The organism is Candidatus Nitrosopumilus sp. (assembly GCF_965223225.1).
Taxonomy (GTDB): Archaea; Thermoproteota; Nitrososphaeria; order Nitrososphaerales; family Nitrosopumilaceae; genus Nitrosopumilus.
Map to the genome: position 1 here is coordinate 1,092,755 of NZ_CBDCVU010000004.1, position 20,530 is coordinate 1,113,284.

At 35.9% G+C, this 20,530-nt stretch carries 23 protein-coding genes; 18 read left to right on the forward strand and 5 right to left on the reverse strand.

The annotated features are described in order from the left end of the window. Positions 1-105: 105 nt before the first annotated feature. The 5 genes from ACOQN3_RS07065 to ACOQN3_RS07085 all read left to right on the forward strand — a co-directional run bounded on the left by ACOQN3_RS07065 (position 106) and on the right by ACOQN3_RS07085 (position 3,537). Entirely contained in the window at positions 106-906 is an 801-nt protein-coding gene (locus ACOQN3_RS07065; protein WP_420545773.1) for a helix-turn-helix transcriptional regulator, read from the forward strand. Positions 907-1,023: 117 nt separating this feature from the next. Beyond that, a complete protein-coding gene (locus ACOQN3_RS07070; protein ID WP_420545774.1) occupies positions 1,024-1,749 on the forward strand; it encodes a hypothetical protein in 726 nt (241 codons plus the stop codon). Positions 1,750-1,794: 45 nt separating this feature from the next. Beyond that, complete coding sequence (locus tag ACOQN3_RS07075; RefSeq protein ID WP_420545775.1) at positions 1,795-2,163, forward strand: PPOX class F420-dependent oxidoreductase; 369 nt, start codon at positions 1,795-1,797, stop codon at positions 2,161-2,163. 9 nt (positions 2,164-2,172) lie between these two features. Continuing rightward, entirely contained in the window at positions 2,173-3,114 is a 942-nt protein-coding gene (locus ACOQN3_RS07080; RefSeq protein WP_420545776.1) for a hypothetical protein, read from the forward strand. 33 nt (positions 3,115-3,147) lie between these two features. Continuing rightward, positions 3,148-3,537 (forward strand): hypothetical protein, encoded by a 390-nt coding sequence (locus ACOQN3_RS07085; protein WP_420545777.1) that lies wholly within the window; start codon positions 3,148-3,150, stop codon positions 3,535-3,537. Between the two features lie 62 nt (positions 3,538-3,599). Here ACOQN3_RS07085 and ACOQN3_RS07090 read toward each other — a convergent pair whose 3' ends face one another. Both ACOQN3_RS07090 and ACOQN3_RS07095 read right to left on the reverse strand, forming a co-directional pair. Then, on the reverse strand, positions 3,600-4,895 hold the full coding sequence (locus tag ACOQN3_RS07090; RefSeq protein ID WP_420545778.1) for a hypothetical protein: 1,296 nt from the start codon (positions 4,893-4,895) through the stop codon (positions 3,600-3,602). 9 nt (positions 4,896-4,904) lie between these two features. Further along, positions 4,905-5,489 (reverse strand): transcriptional regulator, encoded by a 585-nt coding sequence (locus tag ACOQN3_RS07095; protein WP_420545779.1) that lies wholly within the window; start codon positions 5,487-5,489, stop codon positions 4,905-4,907. A gap of 661 nt (positions 5,490-6,150) precedes the next feature. Between ACOQN3_RS07095 and ACOQN3_RS07100 the strand changes: the two genes are divergently transcribed. The 4 genes from ACOQN3_RS07100 to ACOQN3_RS07115 all read left to right on the forward strand — a co-directional run bounded on the left by ACOQN3_RS07100 (position 6,151) and on the right by ACOQN3_RS07115 (position 8,954). Further along, entirely contained in the window at positions 6,151-6,489 is a 339-nt protein-coding gene (locus ACOQN3_RS07100; RefSeq protein WP_420545780.1) for a hypothetical protein, read from the forward strand. A 143-nt stretch (positions 6,490-6,632) separates the two neighbouring features. Continuing rightward, complete coding sequence (locus ACOQN3_RS07105; protein ID WP_420545781.1) at positions 6,633-6,773, forward strand: hypothetical protein; 141 nt, start codon at positions 6,633-6,635, stop codon at positions 6,771-6,773. Between the two features lie 454 nt (positions 6,774-7,227). After that, positions 7,228-7,476: a hypothetical protein gene (locus tag ACOQN3_RS07110; protein WP_420545782.1), complete on the forward strand. Its 249-nt coding sequence runs from the start codon at positions 7,228-7,230 to the stop codon at positions 7,474-7,476. Positions 7,477-7,673: 197 nt separating this feature from the next. Further along, positions 7,674-8,954: a radical SAM protein gene (locus tag ACOQN3_RS07115; RefSeq protein WP_420545783.1), complete on the forward strand. Its 1,281-nt coding sequence runs from the start codon at positions 7,674-7,676 to the stop codon at positions 8,952-8,954. Between the two features lie 291 nt (positions 8,955-9,245). Here the strand turns inward: ACOQN3_RS07115 and ACOQN3_RS07120 are convergent, their stop codons facing one another. Beyond that, positions 9,246-9,566, reverse strand: a complete 321-nt coding sequence (locus ACOQN3_RS07120; protein ID WP_420545784.1) for a hypothetical protein — start codon at positions 9,564-9,566, stop codon at positions 9,246-9,248. An 835-nt stretch (positions 9,567-10,401) separates the two neighbouring features. Here ACOQN3_RS07120 and ACOQN3_RS07125 point away from each other — a divergent pair. Continuing rightward, positions 10,402-10,569 carry a hypothetical protein gene (locus ACOQN3_RS07125; protein ID WP_420545785.1) on the forward strand — a complete coding sequence of 56 codons (168 nt, stop codon included), beginning with the start codon at positions 10,402-10,404 and terminating at the stop codon, positions 10,567-10,569. Between the two features lie 280 nt (positions 10,570-10,849). Here the strand turns inward: ACOQN3_RS07125 and ACOQN3_RS07130 are convergent, their stop codons facing one another. Further along, on the reverse strand, positions 10,850-11,416 hold the full coding sequence (locus ACOQN3_RS07130) for an NADPH-dependent FMN reductase (protein WP_420545786.1): 567 nt from the start codon (positions 11,414-11,416) through the stop codon (positions 10,850-10,852). Between the two features lie 210 nt (positions 11,417-11,626). Beyond that, on the reverse strand, positions 11,627-12,091 hold the full coding sequence (locus tag ACOQN3_RS07135) for a DoxX family protein (RefSeq protein WP_420545787.1): 465 nt from the start codon (positions 12,089-12,091) through the stop codon (positions 11,627-11,629). Positions 12,092-12,286: 195 nt separating this feature from the next. Here ACOQN3_RS07135 and ACOQN3_RS07140 point away from each other — a divergent pair, with 195 nt between their 5' ends. The 8 genes from ACOQN3_RS07140 to ACOQN3_RS07175 all read left to right on the forward strand — a co-directional run bounded on the left by ACOQN3_RS07140 (position 12,287) and on the right by ACOQN3_RS07175 (position 20,373). Beyond that, complete coding sequence (locus ACOQN3_RS07140; RefSeq protein WP_420545788.1) at positions 12,287-12,712, forward strand: DUF6659 family protein; 426 nt, start codon at positions 12,287-12,289, stop codon at positions 12,710-12,712. A 106-nt stretch (positions 12,713-12,818) separates the two neighbouring features. Next, positions 12,819-13,571: a ZIP family metal transporter gene (locus tag ACOQN3_RS07145; protein WP_420545789.1), complete on the forward strand. Its 753-nt coding sequence runs from the start codon at positions 12,819-12,821 to the stop codon at positions 13,569-13,571. A gap of 99 nt (positions 13,572-13,670) precedes the next feature. Then, the gene (locus ACOQN3_RS07150) at positions 13,671-14,060 is read left to right on the forward strand and encodes an ArsR/SmtB family transcription factor (protein WP_420545790.1); all 390 of its coding nucleotides are present in this window, start codon (positions 13,671-13,673) and stop codon (positions 14,058-14,060) included. 152 nt (positions 14,061-14,212) lie between these two features. After that, positions 14,213-16,165 carry an NAD(P)/FAD-dependent oxidoreductase gene (locus ACOQN3_RS07155; RefSeq protein ID WP_420545791.1) on the forward strand — a complete coding sequence of 651 codons (1,953 nt, stop codon included), beginning with the start codon at positions 14,213-14,215 and terminating at the stop codon, positions 16,163-16,165. A gap of 150 nt (positions 16,166-16,315) precedes the next feature. Then, complete coding sequence (locus ACOQN3_RS07160; protein ID WP_420545792.1) at positions 16,316-16,735, forward strand: hypothetical protein; 420 nt, start codon at positions 16,316-16,318, stop codon at positions 16,733-16,735. Then, on the forward strand, positions 16,732-17,787 hold the full coding sequence (locus tag ACOQN3_RS07165; RefSeq protein ID WP_420545793.1) for an alcohol dehydrogenase: 1,056 nt from the start codon (positions 16,732-16,734) through the stop codon (positions 17,785-17,787). Before ACOQN3_RS07160 ends, ACOQN3_RS07165 begins: the two co-directional genes overlap by 4 nt. 73 nt (positions 17,788-17,860) lie before the next feature. Beyond that, on the forward strand, positions 17,861-19,255 hold the full coding sequence (locus tag ACOQN3_RS07170; protein ID WP_420545794.1) for an NAD-dependent succinate-semialdehyde dehydrogenase: 1,395 nt from the start codon (positions 17,861-17,863) through the stop codon (positions 19,253-19,255). 5 nt (positions 19,256-19,260) lie between these two features. Next, positions 19,261-20,373: a patatin-like phospholipase family protein gene (locus ACOQN3_RS07175; RefSeq protein ID WP_420545795.1), complete on the forward strand. Its 1,113-nt coding sequence runs from the start codon at positions 19,261-19,263 to the stop codon at positions 20,371-20,373. Positions 20,374-20,530 lie beyond the last annotated feature (157 nt).

Genomic DNA, 20,530 nt, shown 5'->3' on the forward strand with positions numbered 1-20,530 from the left:
ATTTGTATATCATGATGAATATTATGATTTGAAATTCCCTATTTGTTAGGAACAGAAAATGAAGGCTAGAATCTTTATACATCCAAGACAGTTTCCAAGAAAAATATGAAAAAAGAATCAGAAATTGCTGATTTGTTCATGGAGATTGCAAGTGAGTTGCGCTACAGCATATTGAAAAAACTAGATGAAAGAGACCAGAAGCAATCACAGATAGCAAAGGATCTTGGCATGACCCTCCCTGAGTCACATAGACAGTTTGAAAGATTGGCAAAGACCAATCTGATATCCAAAACTCTAAACGGATTGTACTCTATCACATCGTTTGGGCACATATTGCTTGAACATCTTGACTCGCTAGAATTTCTAACAAAACACAAGAATTATTTTGTATCACACACATTAGGAGACCTCCCATCAAAATTTGTAAAGCGTCTCTCTGATCTTAATGAGTGCGATGTAATAGAAGGTGCATTTGTGTTAAACGATAAGATGATTCAGATTGCAAAAGACGGCAAGTATCTTAAAGTGATTTCAGCTCATGTGCCACCTGATGCATTCAGAAAAGGATTGAATTCTGCAAAAAAGACAGGAAAGCAGGTATCAATCATTTATGCAAAAAACACCATAATCCCAAAAGGATTCAAGGATGAGTTTACCGGAAAAGCAGTACAAGAACTAATCTCCAACGGCACCTATGAAAGGAAAATGGTAGATAGAGTACAGGTTTATGTGGTTCTAAATGACAAGACCGCACTGGTGATTTTTCCTGACACCAAGGGAAATGTTGATTTGAACATAGGTTTTCTAAGCAATGAACCTGTTTTTCATGAGTGGTGCCTTGATTATCATCAATATTTATGGGAAAGATCTGGAAGCTGCGATGTTTCAAAATTCCGTGAATCCTGAATATTTCTTTTTAATCAAAAAAACACATGAACAATCAACATCAGGTTGCATCTTTTGTAAACTAGTTTACATTAGCTGCAACTAGACGATATATCAAAAGAAAATCTTTTGTTATTTATGAAAAATATTTCAGTATACGGGAATCTGGTTGACAGGTATCTGTTTAATTTCAGGGCAGATCCTGTCGCACTTGAGAAACACCTTCCAAATGTAGACTGGCTAAAGCCAAGAACCATCAACGGTTACGGGGTTGTGTCATTCTGTCTTTTGAAGCTAAAGGGACTTACAATGTGGCCCTTGCCCTCATCACTAGGACTGGACACCACATCATGCGCTTATAGGTGTGCTGTAATTGACGAATCTGGCAAAAAACCGGAACCGTCAGTATACGTTCTTGGTCGAAACACAGATCTTTCAATCATTAGCCGTCTTGGACCCAAACTTTTCTCTGGCAACATAGAAAAGATTGATGCGTCAGTTGAACGAGTCTTAGAGAATGTACAGATCAATGCAAAGTATTCAGATGGCAAGGATATGTTTTCAGCTACAGTTGATTCCCTAAAATGCAAAAATGATTCCAAACTATTTGAGTCTGAAGAGTCGTTTGAAGATTTTATCAAGGATGGCATTTCAAGTTACACTCCTTCAACCAAGGAAAACATGTATTCTAGAGTAGATTTGGAGACAGACTCTAATCAATACGAGCAAGTAAGTGCAAAGATTAATGTTAATTGTCTTGATGATGAATGGGAAGATGCCAAACTAGTATTTGATAGTGCTTATAGGGCTGGTGGAAACCAATACAAGCTTAGGTATTTGGGTTCAGTTCCATCATGCGTGTAATGTGTAATGTCTACCTCTAAATTAATCAAAAAGAGATGTGTATGCATGGACAAAACCCAATATTTCAAAGATAAAAAATACATTCTGCTTGAGACATACAAAAAGGACAGCACTGCAGTACAAACTCCAGTCTGGTTTGTCATGTTGGATGAAACAATCCATGTGGTGACAAGGGAAGATACCGGAAAAGTAAAGCGTCTACGAAACAACAAATCAGTCAGAATTGCATTGTGCACATTTAACGGTAAAATAACCGGACACTGGGTTTCAGGTACTGCAAAGTTTGTGACCGCTGAAAAATCAAACGACGCAATAGAGTTACGGAAGAAGAAATATGGATTTTTGGAAAGTGTTGCAAGGCTAGTCAGCAAGAAAAAAGGTAATCTTTTCGTCTTTTCAATTGAATTGGAGTAGTACGAAGAAATGCATCTTGAAAACCCTCAATCACAAGGAAAACTTGGTCAATTGAATATTCAAAATGACGGTTTGATTTTTTCATCATTTGTAATGCCAATATCTGTGATCATACACACAAAATCAGAATATCCAAAAGATTTCGAAATTTGTATTTCAGATATAAAGTCAAATGAGATTCTTTGCAACCAAATCACATCTGACAAGTCAGACAGTTTGTTTACGTGGGATTTGCAATCAAAATCAAACTCATATGTAGAGCCAGGACGTTATCTTGTCAGTTTGATTGACAAATCAGACATGACAATGGTTGATTCTGTCATGTGTAATGTAGCTGATACACGCGACATACTTGATACCGTAACTATGCTAAAAAGAGATCCGTTTATTGTTGAGAATTACTCTCAAACGCATCTTTGGGTTTATTTGGACATACTGGAGGACATACAGAAAAAGATACTAGAACTGTTAAAAAACAACAGTTTTGAGAAGCCGTATGATGTTGCTCAAGTGTCTGCATTATTCATCAGGGGAATGGCAAGTGAACTGCAAGGAAACTCACAAAACTGTTTGCTGCTTGAGAAAATTACAAGATTTCATAAAAAGAATCCAATATCGCACGAACAAATATCGTCCTCAAAACTTGGCCTTTGGTTGCTTTATGACTTTATTGTAAATCAGTTAGCTGACATTGAAGACAAAATACGTGCAGATGCGATGACAAAATGCAACGTACAAAATCTAACTCCCAAGGACAAGAATCAGATTGTCTTGGCACTGGTTTTGTCAATATACCGACATTGTGTATTGCCTAGATTTCCAAGAAATATTCTAGGCAAAGGTATAGAAAATATTGCAGAAAGCATTACAAAATCAGCAATAAAATACATCAGCAAAAAGCACATCAACAAATCAATCTCAATGTGTCATAATCGAAATAAAGACTACTGACAAGTTATTATACAATTATCACCATATGTAATTGTGGAATATCCGATTTTAATTTATGATAATCTATGCACTTCATGTACATCATATGCTAAAGTCGTCAACAAACTGCTGCATGGAAGAATAACTATGTTGGGACATTATACGATTCAAGGAAAATCATTCAAACAGGCGATATTTCCGGATGGCTATGACGGTGCAGACATGTCATGGTTTGTGACTGAGAAAAAGGCATATGGCGGACGAGAGGGACTAAAGCAATTAATCAGATATGGAATTTTGAGTCAGGTTACCCAAAACCATAAAAATTTCAAAGAAAATAATTTTCATATTGAAGAATGTACAACAGACTGCAGAACAGTAAAAGGCGTGATGATCCGTTCCTGCAGCATTCTTACAACAGGAAAAGTCATTGAAATTAACTAAATTACAATAATCATTTCCTGAATAAATTAAAATGGATTTTGAAGTCAAGAATGAATTCAATTTCATTCCAAAATTCCTTTCTGCCAGTATGTTGGTTGCAGGCAATAGAACTTTTCACCGTTGAGTGATTCTCCGCTGCAGTAAGCATATTTTCCATTATCCACAAGTTTTTTCCCATCAGGATAATGCCTTACATAATCCACGTCAAAAGAGAATGGCACCAGTTCGTACTCATCAACACTCCAGTTCTTTACAGAGTCATGCCAAAGATAGCAGCTGTACTCATTACATACATTTGGATTCTCCTGTATGAATGTGACAGGATTGTAGCCATCAAGAGATGTTCTGTAAAAGTTGAGCATCTCTGCGCCGTTGTCAATGTTGCCATTTCCATTAAAGTCAATTACAAAGATAGAACCGACAATCTCATAGCAGAAATTCTCTACAAAGCCGTCATTGTCATAGTCAAACTTGTGTTGGGTCTCACATTTCATTGTGGGATTTTCTACGTAGTTCCATCCGCCAAAGACCAAAGGATCAAGTCCTCCTGCTTTCTCATCGGGATCCATGTCATTCTTTTCATTATGGCCATATTCAGAAACATTGTTAGGGCCAACAGCAGATATGATCTTAGAACCATCCTCAAAATGCGCTTCTGAATATTCATTGATAATGGGTTGAGAATGGGCAGTCTTGCTGTCTAGTATGCCCAATTCCGTTAGTGGTGAATCTTCCATAACGTCCAATTCCGGTGCATGTACAGGATTTGCAAAGGCCATCGACATTAGACCGACTAGCATGATAGACGCAATAACTGTACGCTCAAAAAGTCTGGATTGTTTTGCAGAACTCGTTGATTGCTGGTTATTTGCATTTCGTGTTGCTTTTTGGCTGTTTTTGTGTAAATTGGAAATTGAGGTTTTATCAAATCCATCATCCGGGTTTGCATATGATTCGCCTACTGTAAACGAAATTATTGCTGCAACAAGCCCTTTGATGAATTTCTCAACATGCTTTGGAGGAATATCGCCTGTCAAAGAATACACATCTACGGTAATTTTTGTCCATTTTTTTTTATTTTCCAACGTGGTGGATTCCAAATGCCAGTCAAACTCAAGAATGTCTTTACCTTGTTCGTCTGTGATTTTGCCCTTGGTAAATGAGTATTCTTCTTTCTCCAGTACTTTGTAAGCTATCTGCGACTTATCATTGCCAGATCCGGTAAGAAAACTAGGATTATTTTGTTTGACATAGGTTTCGATATATTCTTCAACAAATTCAGGATCAGTCACTACCGAAAATGCAGTTTCTTGGGATACCGGAACTGCAAATGATTCGTTACAAATTGGTGCGGACATGTCTGAATATTATTTTTTGTCGTGTTTCATCCTAGATACATTCTCTAATGCTTTGCGTCCGTGCTTAGTTAATTGGTATGATGTACATCGGTTATTTTTATCAAAGTGCTTGCATTCCAAAATACCTTCCGTACGTAACCTGTAGATCATATTTCCCAAGTTGTTCCTGCTCTTCTTTGTGGTTTCTGATAGTTTTTTTACTGTCATGCATTTTTCTTTCTCTAATGCTTTTAGAATTTCTATTGCTCCTTTGGATTTCATTTTGTTTATTGCATCCTGTTTTTCCTGGATGCTTATCATGACTCCCTTGAAAAATTTTGTAAATTGTCTATTCAGGCAATAATGGATAGTGATTATGGCCTTGGTCTTTTTGGCATTCATGTGGTATTCTCTGAAAACAATCTTTTCCAATAGCCCTGAATCCTCAAGTTTCTTTATGATGTTGTATGCACCCTTATTTGAAAGACCAGGATTTCTGGAAATTAGTTTTTTCCTCAACTGCTTTTCTGATGTATAGGAATCAAATATCTCATCAAGTCCTCTTATTTTGATGTCTATTCCTGAAATGTCATGGATACTTTTGGACTTGGTCATATTGATAGGGTTATGCAATTAAGATTAAAAAGATGAGCTCACTTTGGGTTTTTCTCATCTTTTTTTAAAAAGTCATAGAAAGCACTTGCTGCCAGACTTGCACCAAATCCCACTGCACTGCTAACAGAGTATCCTATGAACATATTATGATTACGTCAATCTTGAATTTAAGATTTTAATTTGTTATCTTGTCATCAATTGACTTCTCTATTTCTGAATTACAAACAATCCCTCAATGTATGAAATATTGATAGTCAGTGCAAGGGGTGCATTCGTAGCATTCTTCGTAGGATATTATGTATCCAAATCCAGACACTCATAACTGGACTTACTACTATGTAAAATTATAAACAGATCCAACAGTCACGTCTAATCACAATCAAACAATGAGGGGAAACTCTCGAAACATCAGAAAAATCAGAAACTGCAAAGTACAGGGGACAGAGAGATCCAGACAAGAAGCAGTGCAATTTCCCGTTATCTGTGATTTACAGGCAACTCAACCAGCTTGAAACTCCTCTGATGGAAGAAGGATTTGACGAGTTGATTGTGAAAAAAGACTATGAGCAGCCAAGAGAGACGTGATTTGTCCAATGTTTATGAAACTTCTTCAAAAAAATAAAAAAATAAAAGTTAAATTTTCATTTCAGTTATTTTTTGCATGACTCTGGTTGATTGTGCACATGATGATGACTTGGCATCAGAACTTGTGGTTTATCTCACTAGACAGAATTATGTTGCAAAGCTCAGTGACAACAGCATAATCACAATGCAGAACAAAAATACCAAAACCATACTAGAGGCATTTCTCAAAGACACAAAAAGAGACAACTATACAATCCTAGAGTCAGACGTGGATGTTTTTGTCATCTCAAAACCAATGCCTATTGATAAGATGGGGTTTTTCTCATGTGAGTTTTGCAGTAAGGTTTTTTCAGATATGGAAAAACTGGATGCTCATAAGGTAGTTCATGGTCAGGGAATGCCACCTGTTAATTGATTCTAACCGTGTAAAACAGATTTTTTTCTAACGTATTTTCTTTATACTTACACGTGGGCACTGCAATTATACGTTCTACTAGGAGATTAAGACCAGCCAAAAAACACAAAAAATCTAAATATTTCATACAAAGGCCAAGAAACATGGCAGAGGCCAGCATCACAGCATTTGAAGTGGCCATTGGCATGGCAATCGCACTTGCGGTGACATGCTTTGTAATTCGCGGTAAGGGACACCCGGATGAGATTCCTTTTACCCCTCCAGGAGAGACAGCATCCGAATGAATTTCTAATTTTCCTTTATATTGCAAGACATCGTATACTAGCCAGACAGAGTAAATGGAATTTCATCATTCTAATTTGGTGAAATGAGAAATGATATCGGAGTTAAATTTTGAAAAAAAATAAACATGATAAAATCTTGATTTACATGACAAATAAAACGTATTTGTTCAGACTATTGCAATAGTTGTTTCTTTATTTGCTTTAACTTTTGCCATTTATCAACACATTGATACTCAAAATCAAATCCCAAATCAAGATTTTGTTACTCAGTTGGAAAATTATGATTTCGAAATCTCAGATATTGATATCCAATTCAAGTTATCTAATCAAAAATTTAATGACTACTGAATTGCATCTACTCAATTACTTGATTTGTTAGATAGGTTGGCATATTTAAAAATACAAGATCGTCTTTCACAAGACTTTTTCCAGTTTTTCTATAGTGATTTTAAAAGTGAGACAACAGCATTGGCTTAGTTGGAATTTAGAGCCCACAAGAGGTACTTGGTCAAACATATTTACAAATTTTAGAGAAATTGAATCCACACTAAATTATTCTGGTGGACCTACTGTTCCTTTCGAATCTTGTTTTTACTATGTAAATAAAATGAATACTGATTCTGCATATGATCCTAAATTTGATAATAAAAATTCAAGCAGTTATAATAATTCGCAAGATGTTCTAAAATCAATTTTCAAATGAAATTAGGTTACGGATCTCTTATTTAGATAATGTTCTATCTATAAAGTTAATTGTTATCTGTGCATCTCCTTGTTCAAAAATTTTAGACATTAGATCTGTGTTTCTCTGTATTTACATTTGCTAAATTCTATTTTAACTGTTAACTATGTTAACAAATCTAACTACAAGATTAAATATTTGTGCCTTAAAATAAATTTATGAAATCAACCACATATGAAAATATGAATACAAAAGAAACTAGTAGTAATCCTGTTTTACAAAAATACAAAATAAATCACAAAAATGACATTTTTTCAAACCTGGCAAAAAGAAATACGCCACTGCGAAATTCAATTTACAGCAACGATAAGGTTTTGGTTCATGTGGACAAATTGAAGAGATTGCAAAATATGCAACCGATTTCACCTACGTCCGTTTTGGTAGATTTAGAAGCATTCTGCAATGATAATTGTGGTTTTTGTACAACCAGAAAAGAAAATGGCTACAACAACTCTATGCTAAAATTATTAAATGTCAGTGAAAGAAAAAAGAACTTTTTGGATGATTTCAAACCAATTGGAAGGTCAAGTGAAAAATCACGTTTGAGTTTGGACATGGCTTATAGGCTTCCAGAGATGTTAAAAGACGCAAAAATCCACGCAATCGAATTAACTGGTGGTGGAGAACCTACCCTGTGGCCTGCATTTGATATTTTGCTTGAAAATTTGGTAAAAAATGATATTGAGATCGGACTTGTTACTAACGGTTCTAACATTTCAGATAAAAGAGCTAAACTAATTGCTCAGTATTGCACTTGGGTGCGATTTTCAATGGATTCATCAAATGAAGCACTACATAAAAAAATGCATAGAACATCAAACAATGATTTTAAAAGACGAATAAAGTCAATTGAACAAATAATAAAATACAACCGTAATGGTTTGATTATTGGAGTATCTTTTGTGATAACTCCTCAAAATGTACTTGATATCGAGAAATCCTGTATGTTTTACAGGGATCTTGGAGTGGATCATTTACGTTTTACATGGATGTATGATAAGACTGGAACAGCAGGTCTTACTGCTGAAGAAATCCAATCCATAAAAGATCTACTTATCAAATGTAAGAAAAAACATGATGATGATTCTTTTGGGATTTTATATGATGACAATCGTATTGATTTTTATTCGCAACCTAATGATGATTTTTCCAAATGCCATATGCAACGATTTATCTGGGCAATAGGAGCTGATGCCAATGTATACCCTTGTTGCATTATGAAATATAATGAAAAATTTTCAATTGGTAACATTCAAGACCAAACACTAGAAGAAATTATTTATGACAAATATTCTAAAAATAAAATGGATACTTTAAACCCACAAAACTGTTTTCCATGCTGGTTAAGAAATAAGAATAAAACAATTACAAAAGCACTTGAAAAACCAATTAAAGAATTAAATGATGATCTACTTCCAACCCATCATAACTTTGTTTAGGAATCAGTATCACACAGTATTGTTAGTTATTTAGATGCATTGAAATCTTTACTTAATATATAGTGCGTGGAACCAATCATACAATCCCTTACCTAAAGATACATACTACTGTTAAAGCTCTTATGACCAAATCTTGTTGTTGATTTAGAATGACTCATACTTGTCTGTGCTGATACCTGTTTTTTTTTTGGTTTTATTCCTGCATAATGCCCGAAAAATAAACATAAAAACAGAGTTGAAACATCATAGACAACGTAAGATAGAATTAATACTTCGACTTTTAACTTAAGGTCATGTTGAAGATTCTTCCAGACATTCCTTGTGAAGAAATCCATTGTATGGGTAGCCATATGGTTGAATTGTTTCTACATAATCGCATCGTTTACAACGAATACAAGTACGGGAATCTCTACCTCTTCTTTTCGTTGCTATCTGTTGTAGTGCATGTCCTTGTACTCGACACAAATTACGTTTTGCAGATATTTTTTCAGAATGATTTTCTTCATTACAGTTGTCTCCATAATGTTTGATCAATTCTCTACGTGTCTTCTTCTCTTCTTTAACAGGATTCCCAAATGCGTTTGTATTTGAAGGGTTATTTCTAATCATCACATGTGTTTTGAATAAATATTATAAAATAGTGATGTTAATATTGTTAACAATGATAAGAATATTAACAAAAAAATTATATCTAAAATTCTAAAAAAATATTACTGTAAATATAAAATACAAACCACTTCAACTGCATGATGAAATTCCATTCACTCCCCCTCCAGAAGATACAGCATCCGAATGATTTTTCAATTTTTCTTTATATTGCAAAACAACATATCATATGATCAGACATGATGGACTGCAGTTCTAATCGATCATTCATTTCATCCTAGGCCCTTATTGATTCGTCTGTCGTGTCTATAAGGCACACATAACTCATAGGACCTAGCTGCCCTTGGTTCATCTTCATTGTCTATCCTGGCAGTCCGGGTCTTTTTTCATTCTTCATATTGAGATCTATTGTCCTTTGCCAACATTTGTTTAGAAATTATAATTTGTACTAAATTTTCTAGTACATATTTAAATATTATTTATGCGTAGACGTATTGCACACATTCAGCGATTATGCGATAATCCACCGTGTACATCGACCAATTGCCTGGCCCGACTGCGCCCATGCTTTACGAGTCCCATTATGCAGTCGGGTCTTTAATTTTGATTCTCATTTCATAATTTCCACATGGCTCCATTTTCTAACAGTTGATTAATCAAGTTTTTTCATATCCTAATTCCTCTTTTTCTTTAAAAGCAAGACTACTCACATGAATCTTTTATTTTCTATCTCAACTTATGGGTTTGAAAAAGTTGGTATTTCTGATACGATTTCCACATCTGAAAACCGTTAATGGAAAATATCTTTTGTTTTATTATGCTAATTTGACCCAATTTTATTATGATGAGAAAAATTGGAACAATAAAACACCTTGAAGAGAACAACATGACTTACAAAGATCATTGGTGGAGAGCCATGTCCATGAGTATGGCGCTATTTATCCATGCTTGGGTGCCATCCTTGTTTCCAACCTATGCGTCTGATAAAATGAATAAGAATCATTCATGAACACCTCTATCTCTACTCTACAAAACTAATAACAAATTTTTGTAGTGTCCATTATGAAATAATCTGTTAACATTTCTGACTCCTTTTCGAAGAATTTTTTTCAAAAAAAGTTTCCACGTGGGTCCTGTTTTAACCATCTTGACTCTATCCCCATGAGAGTTGTGCTGGGGATATAGTCAAGAATGAATTTTTAGCACCCACGTGGAATTGATGGAATTTGTTTATCCCGACAAATTCTTTGTAGTAAAATGAAAAACAGTTATGGCATGTTTACAACATGCTAGTATGGGGTACCCTTGTCTCTTTGCGATTTGAACGCCTCTAGATACCAATCAAACTCATCAAGGAATCTTTGAACTCTTTTGTCATATTCTTGGGCCAACAGCTTACCCTCTTTATCAAATACTTCGTTTACATTAGATATCTGAAGTGAAGAGGAAATGGAAGGTGACCCAAGCTCTGCAAAAATCTGGCGTAGATGCTGCGCTGCATTTATTCCTCCAAAAGAACCAACAGAATATGACACTATTGCAGAAGGCTTGAAAAAATACTCTTCCAAACAGTAGTCTAGTGTATTTTTCAGGGCGCCAGACACAGTATGGTTGTATTCAGGCGTTATTGGCACATATCCATCTGCCGAATATATCATCTCATGAAGTTTTTTGTATTTTGGTTCGGGTTCTTTCATCTCTTTATACATTCTGTCCAGCATAGGCAAATTCAATTGCATAGGGTCCACTACCATTGTTCTGTGACCTCGTTCTGCAATCTTTTTTGTAATCCAATTACCTACCTTGGCACCATTTCTGTCTTGTCTAACAGAGCCTAAAATTATTGCAATATTCAAATCTGAAATTAGTTTAATAATTTACGCCATAAAGATTTTCCCAATAAAGTTGCAAAACAAGCAAGGCCTACCCGCAGCCAAAAGCTGATAATCCAAAGAAAAACACTTCCTGGAAGAATCTAGCAAGTACAAAAATCTATTACATAGGTAATGAATTTCTTGTAAAATGAATCTGTGCTCTTCCTGATGAGAGGCAAACAATCCCTAATTTCATGTTTGTCCATTCAGCATTTTTCCAATCTTGTAATCAATGCTAAATTTCCCTGCCCCATAAAGAATCAACATAATTACTGCGCCCAGCAATGCAGGATCTTTCCATATCGCAGGACCCTTTGTAAAGTCAAACCCAAACATCACCATTGCTGCAATTAGAACAATAATCTGAAATGCAGCTGCAGGTCTTGTTATTATGCCTGTTAGAATCAGTATGCCTGAAATTAACTCCAGCGAACCAATCAACGTTGCCATGCTGACTGCCAATGCAGGGTCCATTCCGGCCATCTTCTCAAGTGTCTGTCCAAACATTGCAGGATCCATCATCTTTCCACTGCTTGCCCAAAGAAATCCAAACGCAATTCCAATTCTGATTGCCAGGACTCCAATGTTTGCAATATTACTTGATGCGGGAGTCTTGAAAACTAAACTGATTTTGTTTGGCGATTCTATGTTTGCCATGTCGACAAAGAGGATGAATTTCATTTAACATTTTTTCCAAATCAATCATTGGGAAAAATTAGATTATGTATTCTCACAAACATTTGTGTTTTTTAATCAATTGATAAGATTCTAATTACATGCAATAAGTAATAAACACAAAAAAAGTTGGGAACAGTTTTTTATTTTATGATTACGTAACATTATTTGATTGGCTTGAGTGGTACGGGTTCTTTAGGTTTTGAACAGATTAAAGTTCTTGAAGAGATCTGCAACAAGATAAGTTATGAGCCAAAAATAAGATTTTGTGGCATAATAAACTCCATGGGGAAGATTGTGGCTGGAGGTTTCAAGGACAACATAAAACCGTTGGACAATGATGACCAAAGGCAAATGCTGTATATGCAATCAAGGCTGGAGATATCCATGAAAGGAGAATTTAACGAGAATCTTGGGAATGTCAACCACATTGTAACTTATCGTGACAACATAGTTCTGATCAATATGCCTATACCAAAATACAATCATCTTGCATTGATATCGGCAGAACGAAATGCCAGTATTGAACAAATTATAAAAATGGTTGCTAGTGTTTTTGAATCCCATGACATTTTTGATGAAAAACCAAAAATGACTGTATGAGTGATTAGCACAGACTTCACATTATATATCTAAAATCATAAAATAATTTGAAGGAATTGAATTTAGAAAAAAGTTCTTGTATGAATCTTATCTAGTGTCAAGGATTTTGAGTCTAGAGAATGCCATAGTATGGTCCTTTGCAAGCAGCATCCCATTAATGATCGGTGCAATAATTACAAGATTTTTGGAGATAGACAGAAAAATCGTGGCAATTATTATGGCAATAGGAAGCGGCAGTCTCATCTCGATAATCACGTTTTCTTTGATGAGAGAGGCATACCATCTTGGAGGAGTAGTCCCAGTTTCTGTCGGATTTGCTATAGGAGTCATCATCTTTGGGTTTGGGAACAGGCTCATAATAAAGAAATTCGTCATCAAGACGAAAAACCAAGACGAGAACAAACCCACAAAGGGTTCAGGTCTGTCACTTGCGCTCGGTTCACTGTTAGATAATATTCCAGAAGGCCTGTCTATCGGAATAACAATATTGATTTCAGGTACTATCGGATTTTCTCTGGTCATTGCAATTGCGATTTCCAACTTTGCAGAAGCACTTGCAGGTTCAAACATCATGAAGATTTACAAAAAGAACCCTAATCGTATTTTGGTGTTGTGGGGAATAGTAACAGTATCAAATGTTACTGCATCTGCATTGGGATTTATGTTGTTATCTGGAGTAGATGATGCAATTGTAGCTATCCTGTTATCTTTTGCAGCAGGAGCAATTTTGGGTATGCTTGCTGAAACAATGATGCCAGAAGTATTCAAACTTGGAGGATCATTGATCTCATTGGCAACTGCAGCAGGATTTCTTATTTCATTTATCATGATCATTCAAAATGTTTATCCAGACATGTGAACAGAAGAAATATTTTACATATTTGCAATGTGATGTGTAATATGAGTACAAATCAGAATTTGGTATTTGATTTAAATACAATATTGAGACTGATTTTCCGTGCCATTTGATTCTCTATGCAAGAAAAAAATATTCAAGGACGTTCCAAATCTTGAAAACATCAAAATAGACAAGCATGTCAATGGGATATTCTCCTCTGTTTTTACTGGAATGGGTGGAAGATACACTCGACTGAGAATAATTTGTGAGATTATCGAGTCTTCATTAAACACATTGGAAATAGCAAAAAAACTAAAAATTGATTACAAGACTGTCCAGTACAATCTTGAAGTTATGGAAAACCACAATTTGGTTGTCAGGAAAGGAAGTGGTTATGGGGACGTATTTACTCCTTCTGAAATTGTTAAATCCAATTTGCCCACTTTGTATGAGGTCATAAGAAAAGTTGAAGCAAAACTTGAAGCAGCAGAAAAAAATTACATTGAATAACTCACATTAGGAAAAGTGTTAAAAACAAAATCTTAATCCATAATTTGCATAAATCTTTTGAAACTGTTTCTAAACGTATTTCTCTCAAAAAAAGTCAGATGTTTGCAAGGATTTGGAAAAAATGGTTTAAACTATAAATGCAGAAATTCAGAATGGGAGCATATAGGACCAATCATAGACCAGCAAATACAGTTGACAAGCCAACTGTGAACTTTTCTCTAAAAAAAGAAGTGTTTTTTGTAACAATCGGTTCTGTTGTAGGTGCATTTACCATGCACATTCCCAGAATATTCTCAGACATTGTAGGCGATTCCTCATATTTGACTACACTGCTTGTGATGGCAGATATTGTAAATTCGTCAGATCCGATGATTGGTTTTATTTTACATTTTTTGGTTGCAACAGTTATTGGAATAGTCACCGGAATAATGTTACACAGGATAGTTAGGTTCAATCTTTCCAAAGTCTCTCGTGGAATAATGTACGGGATTATTTCAGGAATCGTTGTATTCATTGTATTTGCAATTCCTGTAACTCAGATATTGTTGAATCCAACCACAGTTGAGGTTCTTACAAAAACTAATCCAGACATACCTAATGACATGGCCATACAGCAGATAGAAGAGGGACTTTTGGTTCAATTACGTGATTCTTTTTTTATGCATCTCATATGGGGGGTTACACTTGGTATTGCATCTTCTGTTTTTACACGTAAGTTTGGGGCAAATTATCTGTGCCACATTTGCAATATCGAGTTTTCGAAGATAAACACCTGGGAACATCATCAGAAGCATGTGCATGACATCCCCTCTTCTGAAATGAAAAAAATTGTCATATTGGGAGGGGGGTTTGCAGGTGTTCATGTTTTGAGAAAAATACAAAAGAAATTTGAAGACAATGTAAACATCAACATCATGCTGATAAGTGAGAACAACTTTCTTCTCTTTACCCCAATGCTACCAGAGATGGCAACTGGGACTGTTGAGCCAAGACACATTTCAACTCCAGTTAGAACATTTTGCAAGAGGGCAGAATTTTTGCAAGCTAGGGTTTCTGAGATCGATTTTGACAAAAAAATTGTTTTTCTAAACAAAAATAAATCAAAGTCAGAACAATCTCAAATTGCATATGACTATCTGGTTATATCTTTAGGTAGCAGAACAAATTTCTTTGGCAACAAAGAAATCCAACAAAATTCCTTGTCTGTAAAAACGATGATCGATGCCATAAAGATAAGGAATCACGTAATCGAATGCCTTGAAAGTGCAGAACATGAAAAAGATGAGAAACTAAGAAAAGAGTTGCTGACTTTTGTTGTTGTAGGAGGAGGATTTTCAGGAGTTGAAACCATTGGAGAGCTCAACGATTTTCTGCGGGAATCTGTAAGCAAGTTTTATCGTAGAATAAACCTTGACGAACTAAACGTTATGCTTGTTGCAGCAGACAAGATCATATTACCTGAGGTCGGAGAAGTTTTGGGAAAATATGCTAAGGACACACTTGAAAAAAACAATGTGACCGTCATTACAGATACCAAGGCCACAAATGTAGGAGATAATTTTGTTGAAACTGACAATAATGAAAAAATCTTTTGCAACACAATAATTTGGGCTGCAGGACTGAGAATGGATCCTGTTTTCAAGAACTTTGACTGCAAAAAGGACGACAAAGACAAAATCAAGGTAAACCAACACCTTCAACTTGAAAACTATCCTGATGTCTTTGCAATTGGTGACTGCGCATCCATTCAGAACCCGGATACTGGAGAAATGTATCCTCCTACGGCTCAACATGCAATAGCTGAAGCTAAAATTGCTGCCAAGAACTTAATTTTATTAATTGACAGTAAAAACAAGCCCCTTTCTGTTTTTTCACACACCACCAAAGGTACCATGGCAAAGATTGGTCAAAAAAATGCAGTCGCCATCATATTTGGAAACAGATTGAAGGGATTGATGGCTTGGTTTGTATGGAAGCAATACTATATTTCCGCAATTCCCACTTTGGAAAAGAAGATAAGGATAGGTGTTGACTGGTTTCTTGATCTGTTTTCCCATCGGGACATAACTCGATTGAATAACTATGATGAAAAACAGACTCTGTAAACAATAAGAACATGGTTTGTTGACGGAATAAATTCGAAAACCCTTTTTGAAAGAAATGTCACAAAACATCCCATTGTTTTGAAGTGTAATTAAAAATAATATTTTGATTTGGGAATATGTTTATCTATTAAAAAAAATATTTGCTGTTAATTGTCCAACGAAAAATTAAAAGAAAATAACGTTGACCCAAAATATGAAAAGAGTATAGAGAATTTTTACAAAACAATAGAGAACACAATTGAGGATTACCATAAAACAGTGTCACATTTTCAGATAAAATTCACGAATTCAAACAAATCATTCATGGATAGGTTTTTACAGGATAAAAAAATTTTTGAAAAAAATTTAGAGAGTTCTGCAATGAATAACTATATGTTTCAAATCACCAGCAACTTAATCTCCGAGATGACTAAGACCTTGGAATTCCAATCCCAAAATTTCAAGAAAAGTGTTGAAGAGTCAGAAAATTTCATGAAGGTTTGGAATGATGGCATGGAAAATACCTTGGAACTGTGGAAAAATATGTTTGAATCAAATCAATTTTTTAAATCAGAAAAAGACAAGACATGAAGGCATCCCAAGTAATAAAACCAAAAGAGGATTTGCAGATAAAAGACATAGAAATCCCAAAACCCAAAGGAAGGCAAGTAATTGTAAAAGTAAAGTCATCAGGGGTATGCCATAGCGACATTCACGTCTGGCAAGGAGGATACGAAGGGAAAGATGGCAAAATCATGAAGGTGGAGGACAGGGGAGTAAAATTCCCCCTGACAATGGGCCACGAGATAGCAGGAACCGTTGAGTCTGTCGGAGAAGACGTATCTAAATTCAAAGAAAACCAGCATGTCTTGGTGTATCCATGGATAGGTGATGGGACGTGTTCTGCATGTCTGGTAGGGGATGAGCATGTGTGTGATAATCCTCAATCTCTGGGAATATACCAAGATGGAGGATATGCCGAAAAGGTCCTCGTCCCCGATGAAAAGTATCTTGTCGACATTGAAGGCATGGATTCGGACAAAGTCTGCTCTCTGGCATGCTCTGGACTCACGGCATACAATGCAGTAAAGAATTCCAAGATATCCCCAAAACAGAGTTTGGCAATAGTTGGAATTGGCGGGTTAGGACTAACTGCAATTCAGATAGCCAAAGCCTTGTTTAATCCAACAATCATCGCCATAGACTTGAATGATGATCGTCTGAAAAAAGCATCAGAGGTTGGTGCTGATTACACAATAAGCTCAAAATCAGATAATTTTCTGGACAAAGTAAAGGAACTGACCCATAACAAACTGGGACCTGATGCCATTATTGATTTTGTGAACGGACCAAAAACGGTAGAAACAGATTTGGAGATACTGAAAAAAAGAGGGAGACTTGTTCTGGTCGGTCTTTTTGGAGGTTCTGCTGAGATAAACCTCCCATTGCTCCCAATGAAGAACCATACCATAATTGGATCATACACTGGAAGGCTTGCTGATCTTGCTGACTTGGTTGATCTGGTAAAAAGAAACAAGGTGGATCCGGTCGTGTCAAAGACATTCAAGCTTGAAGATGCCACAAAAGCACTCAACGAATTAAATGACGGTAACATAGTTGGAAGAGCAGTACTTAAGCCATAGTGTTGTTACCATGACAAATTTTATTTATTTTCATTTTTGTGATTGCCAAAAAAGTGAACAAGTGATCTGACCTATGGCAACCATCACCACTACAAACCCAGCAACAGAGGAAAAGATTTCCACTTTTACAGTAGTAACAAATAATCAAATAAAACAGGCAGTAGATGACGCGAGAAATGCGTTTAACTCATGGAAGGACGCAGATGAGGAGAGAGAAAATACACTTCACGCAATGTCAGAATACCTCAAAAAAAATTCAGAAACACTTGCAAAGGTTGCCACAAACGAAATGGGGAAGGTTATCAAAGAGTCAAAATCAGAAGTCGAAAAGTGTGCATGGGTCATGGAGTTTTATGCAGACAATGGCAAAATTTTTCTTCAAGAAGAGACACTAAACACAGATGCAAGAAAAAGCACAATAAAGTTTGAGCCATTAGGAGTTATCGCAAGCATAATGCCGTGGAACTTTCCTTATTGGCAGGCATTAAGATTTGCAGCTCCTAGCCTTATGGCAGGAAATGTGGTTGTGCTAAAACCTGCAAGTGCAACCCTCCAGTCTGGAATTGAAATTGAAAATGCATTCAAAGAAATTGATGCAAAAAAAGGGATATTTCAGACATTGATAGGAAATTCCGACTCTGCGACAACTTTGATTGATTCAGATATCAATGCAGTGACATTTACTGGAAGTGAAAATGCAGGAGCAGAAGTTGGCAAAAGAGCTTCTGCCAATTTAAAAAAATGTGTCCTAGAATTGGGAGGAAGTGATCCTTTTATCGTGCTTGATGATGCAGACATTGACAAAGCAACAGATGGTGCAGTTAAAGGCAGGTTCATCAACTGCGGACAGAGCTGTATTGCATCAAAACGATTTTTCGTTTCAAAGGAAATAGGAGAGGAATTTATAGAAAAATTTATCCACAAAACAGAAAAGCTTGTGGTCGGTGATCCGTTATCTGAAAACTCAGACTTGGGACCACTTGTGAGCAAAGATGCGCTAAATCACATATCTGAAATGGTACAAGATGCAAAGGAGAAAGGGTGCAATGTGTTGACAGGGGGAGAACAGATTCATGACGGCAAAGGTTATTTTTACAAACCAACAATATTGACAGATATAAAAGATAACATGGATGTTGCAAGCAAGGAAACATTTGGTCCTATAGCTCCAATCACGATAATAGAAGATGAGGATGAGGTCATCCAATTAGCTAACGACAGTAAGTATGGTTTGGGTGCAAGCATTTGGACTGAGAATCTCAAAACGGCCGAAGTTCTTTCCGACAAAATTGAATCGGGAATTGTTAGTGTCAATAATGTTGTCGTCTCTGATCCTAGAATTCCGTTTGGTGGGATAAAAAACAGTGGATTTGGAAGGGAGCTTTCAAGGTATGGTATGCTGGAGTTTGTCAGCGTCAAATCGATTCGCTTCTATGATGATCTTGTATCTCAACACTACGTGGAGTAGGAAAAATGACTGGCAAGAAAATTGACAGACGTCAAGAAAAAACACAAGACTTTGAAACTATGCTTATTCTTCAAGGAGGGGGTTCGTTAGGGGCATATGAATCCGGCGTATTTTCTACACTACACAAACACAAGATAAAGTTTGATCTGGTGATTGGGACATCAATTGGCGCAATTAACGCATCAGTCATTGCAGGAACTAAAAATCAGGATAAGAGTTCAGAAAGATTGGAAGAATTCTGGCTTGAATTATCTGAGAGTATGACTCCTGAATTTCTACCTGAAAACGTGAGAACTTATCATGCGGTACTAAACAGCACATTGTTTGGAAATCCTAATGTTGTAAAACCTTCTTTCGGATTTCCAAATCCCTGGTTACTTGCAGGTTCTAAGCCTTTTCTGTATGACAATACTCCTTTAAAAAAAATCTTGAAAAGATATGTAGATTTTGATTTTCTAAACAGAGAGGGCAATTCCAGGTTACTTGTGACTGCAGTTGATATCAAAACTGGAAAGCCAATTGTGTTTGACAGCAACAAGACAAAGCTTGATGCGGACCATATCATCTCAAGCACCGGATATCCATTTTATGGAATCAATTGGACAAAGAAAGATGGCATGTACCTTTGGGACGGAAGCCTGATGAGCAACACTCCGTTTAGAGAAGCAGTGAATGCTTCTCCTCAAAAAGACAAGATAGTATATCTTGTTAGCCTATTTCCAAAATTGCACGAAACACTTCCACTGAACATGGAAGAGTCATGGCACAGGGCAAGAGACATAATGCACTCAGACAAGACAGATCACAACATGATTATGTCCAAGATCTTTTCAAGACATCTGAATTTATTAAAACGAATGCATGCAATCTTAGACAAGACACAACTCGATGAAAATCTCAAAAGAGAATTTCAAAACCTTAAATCGGAATATTCAAAATTAGTAATAAAACGAGGGGCAATAATAAAAGACATGATAAAAATTGAGCGAAAGGAAGAATCCCACTTTTTACTTGAGGACGCAGACTTTTCAACGAAGACAATTGCCCATTTAATAGTAGATGGTAAAAGAGATGCTGAAGAAGCTCTCAAATCCATCAACAAAAAAATACATTCTTGAGATAAGAGTCGTTTTCATTAGTTCCAGATATAAAATTAAATTATCAATATGTAATGTTCAAGAGTAATTAATAAAATGGAAAACACTGTTATAGACAGATTAATAATGAATTGGTGTTTTTGACGGATTATTTTTGAATAAAAAATAGGAAATGTTG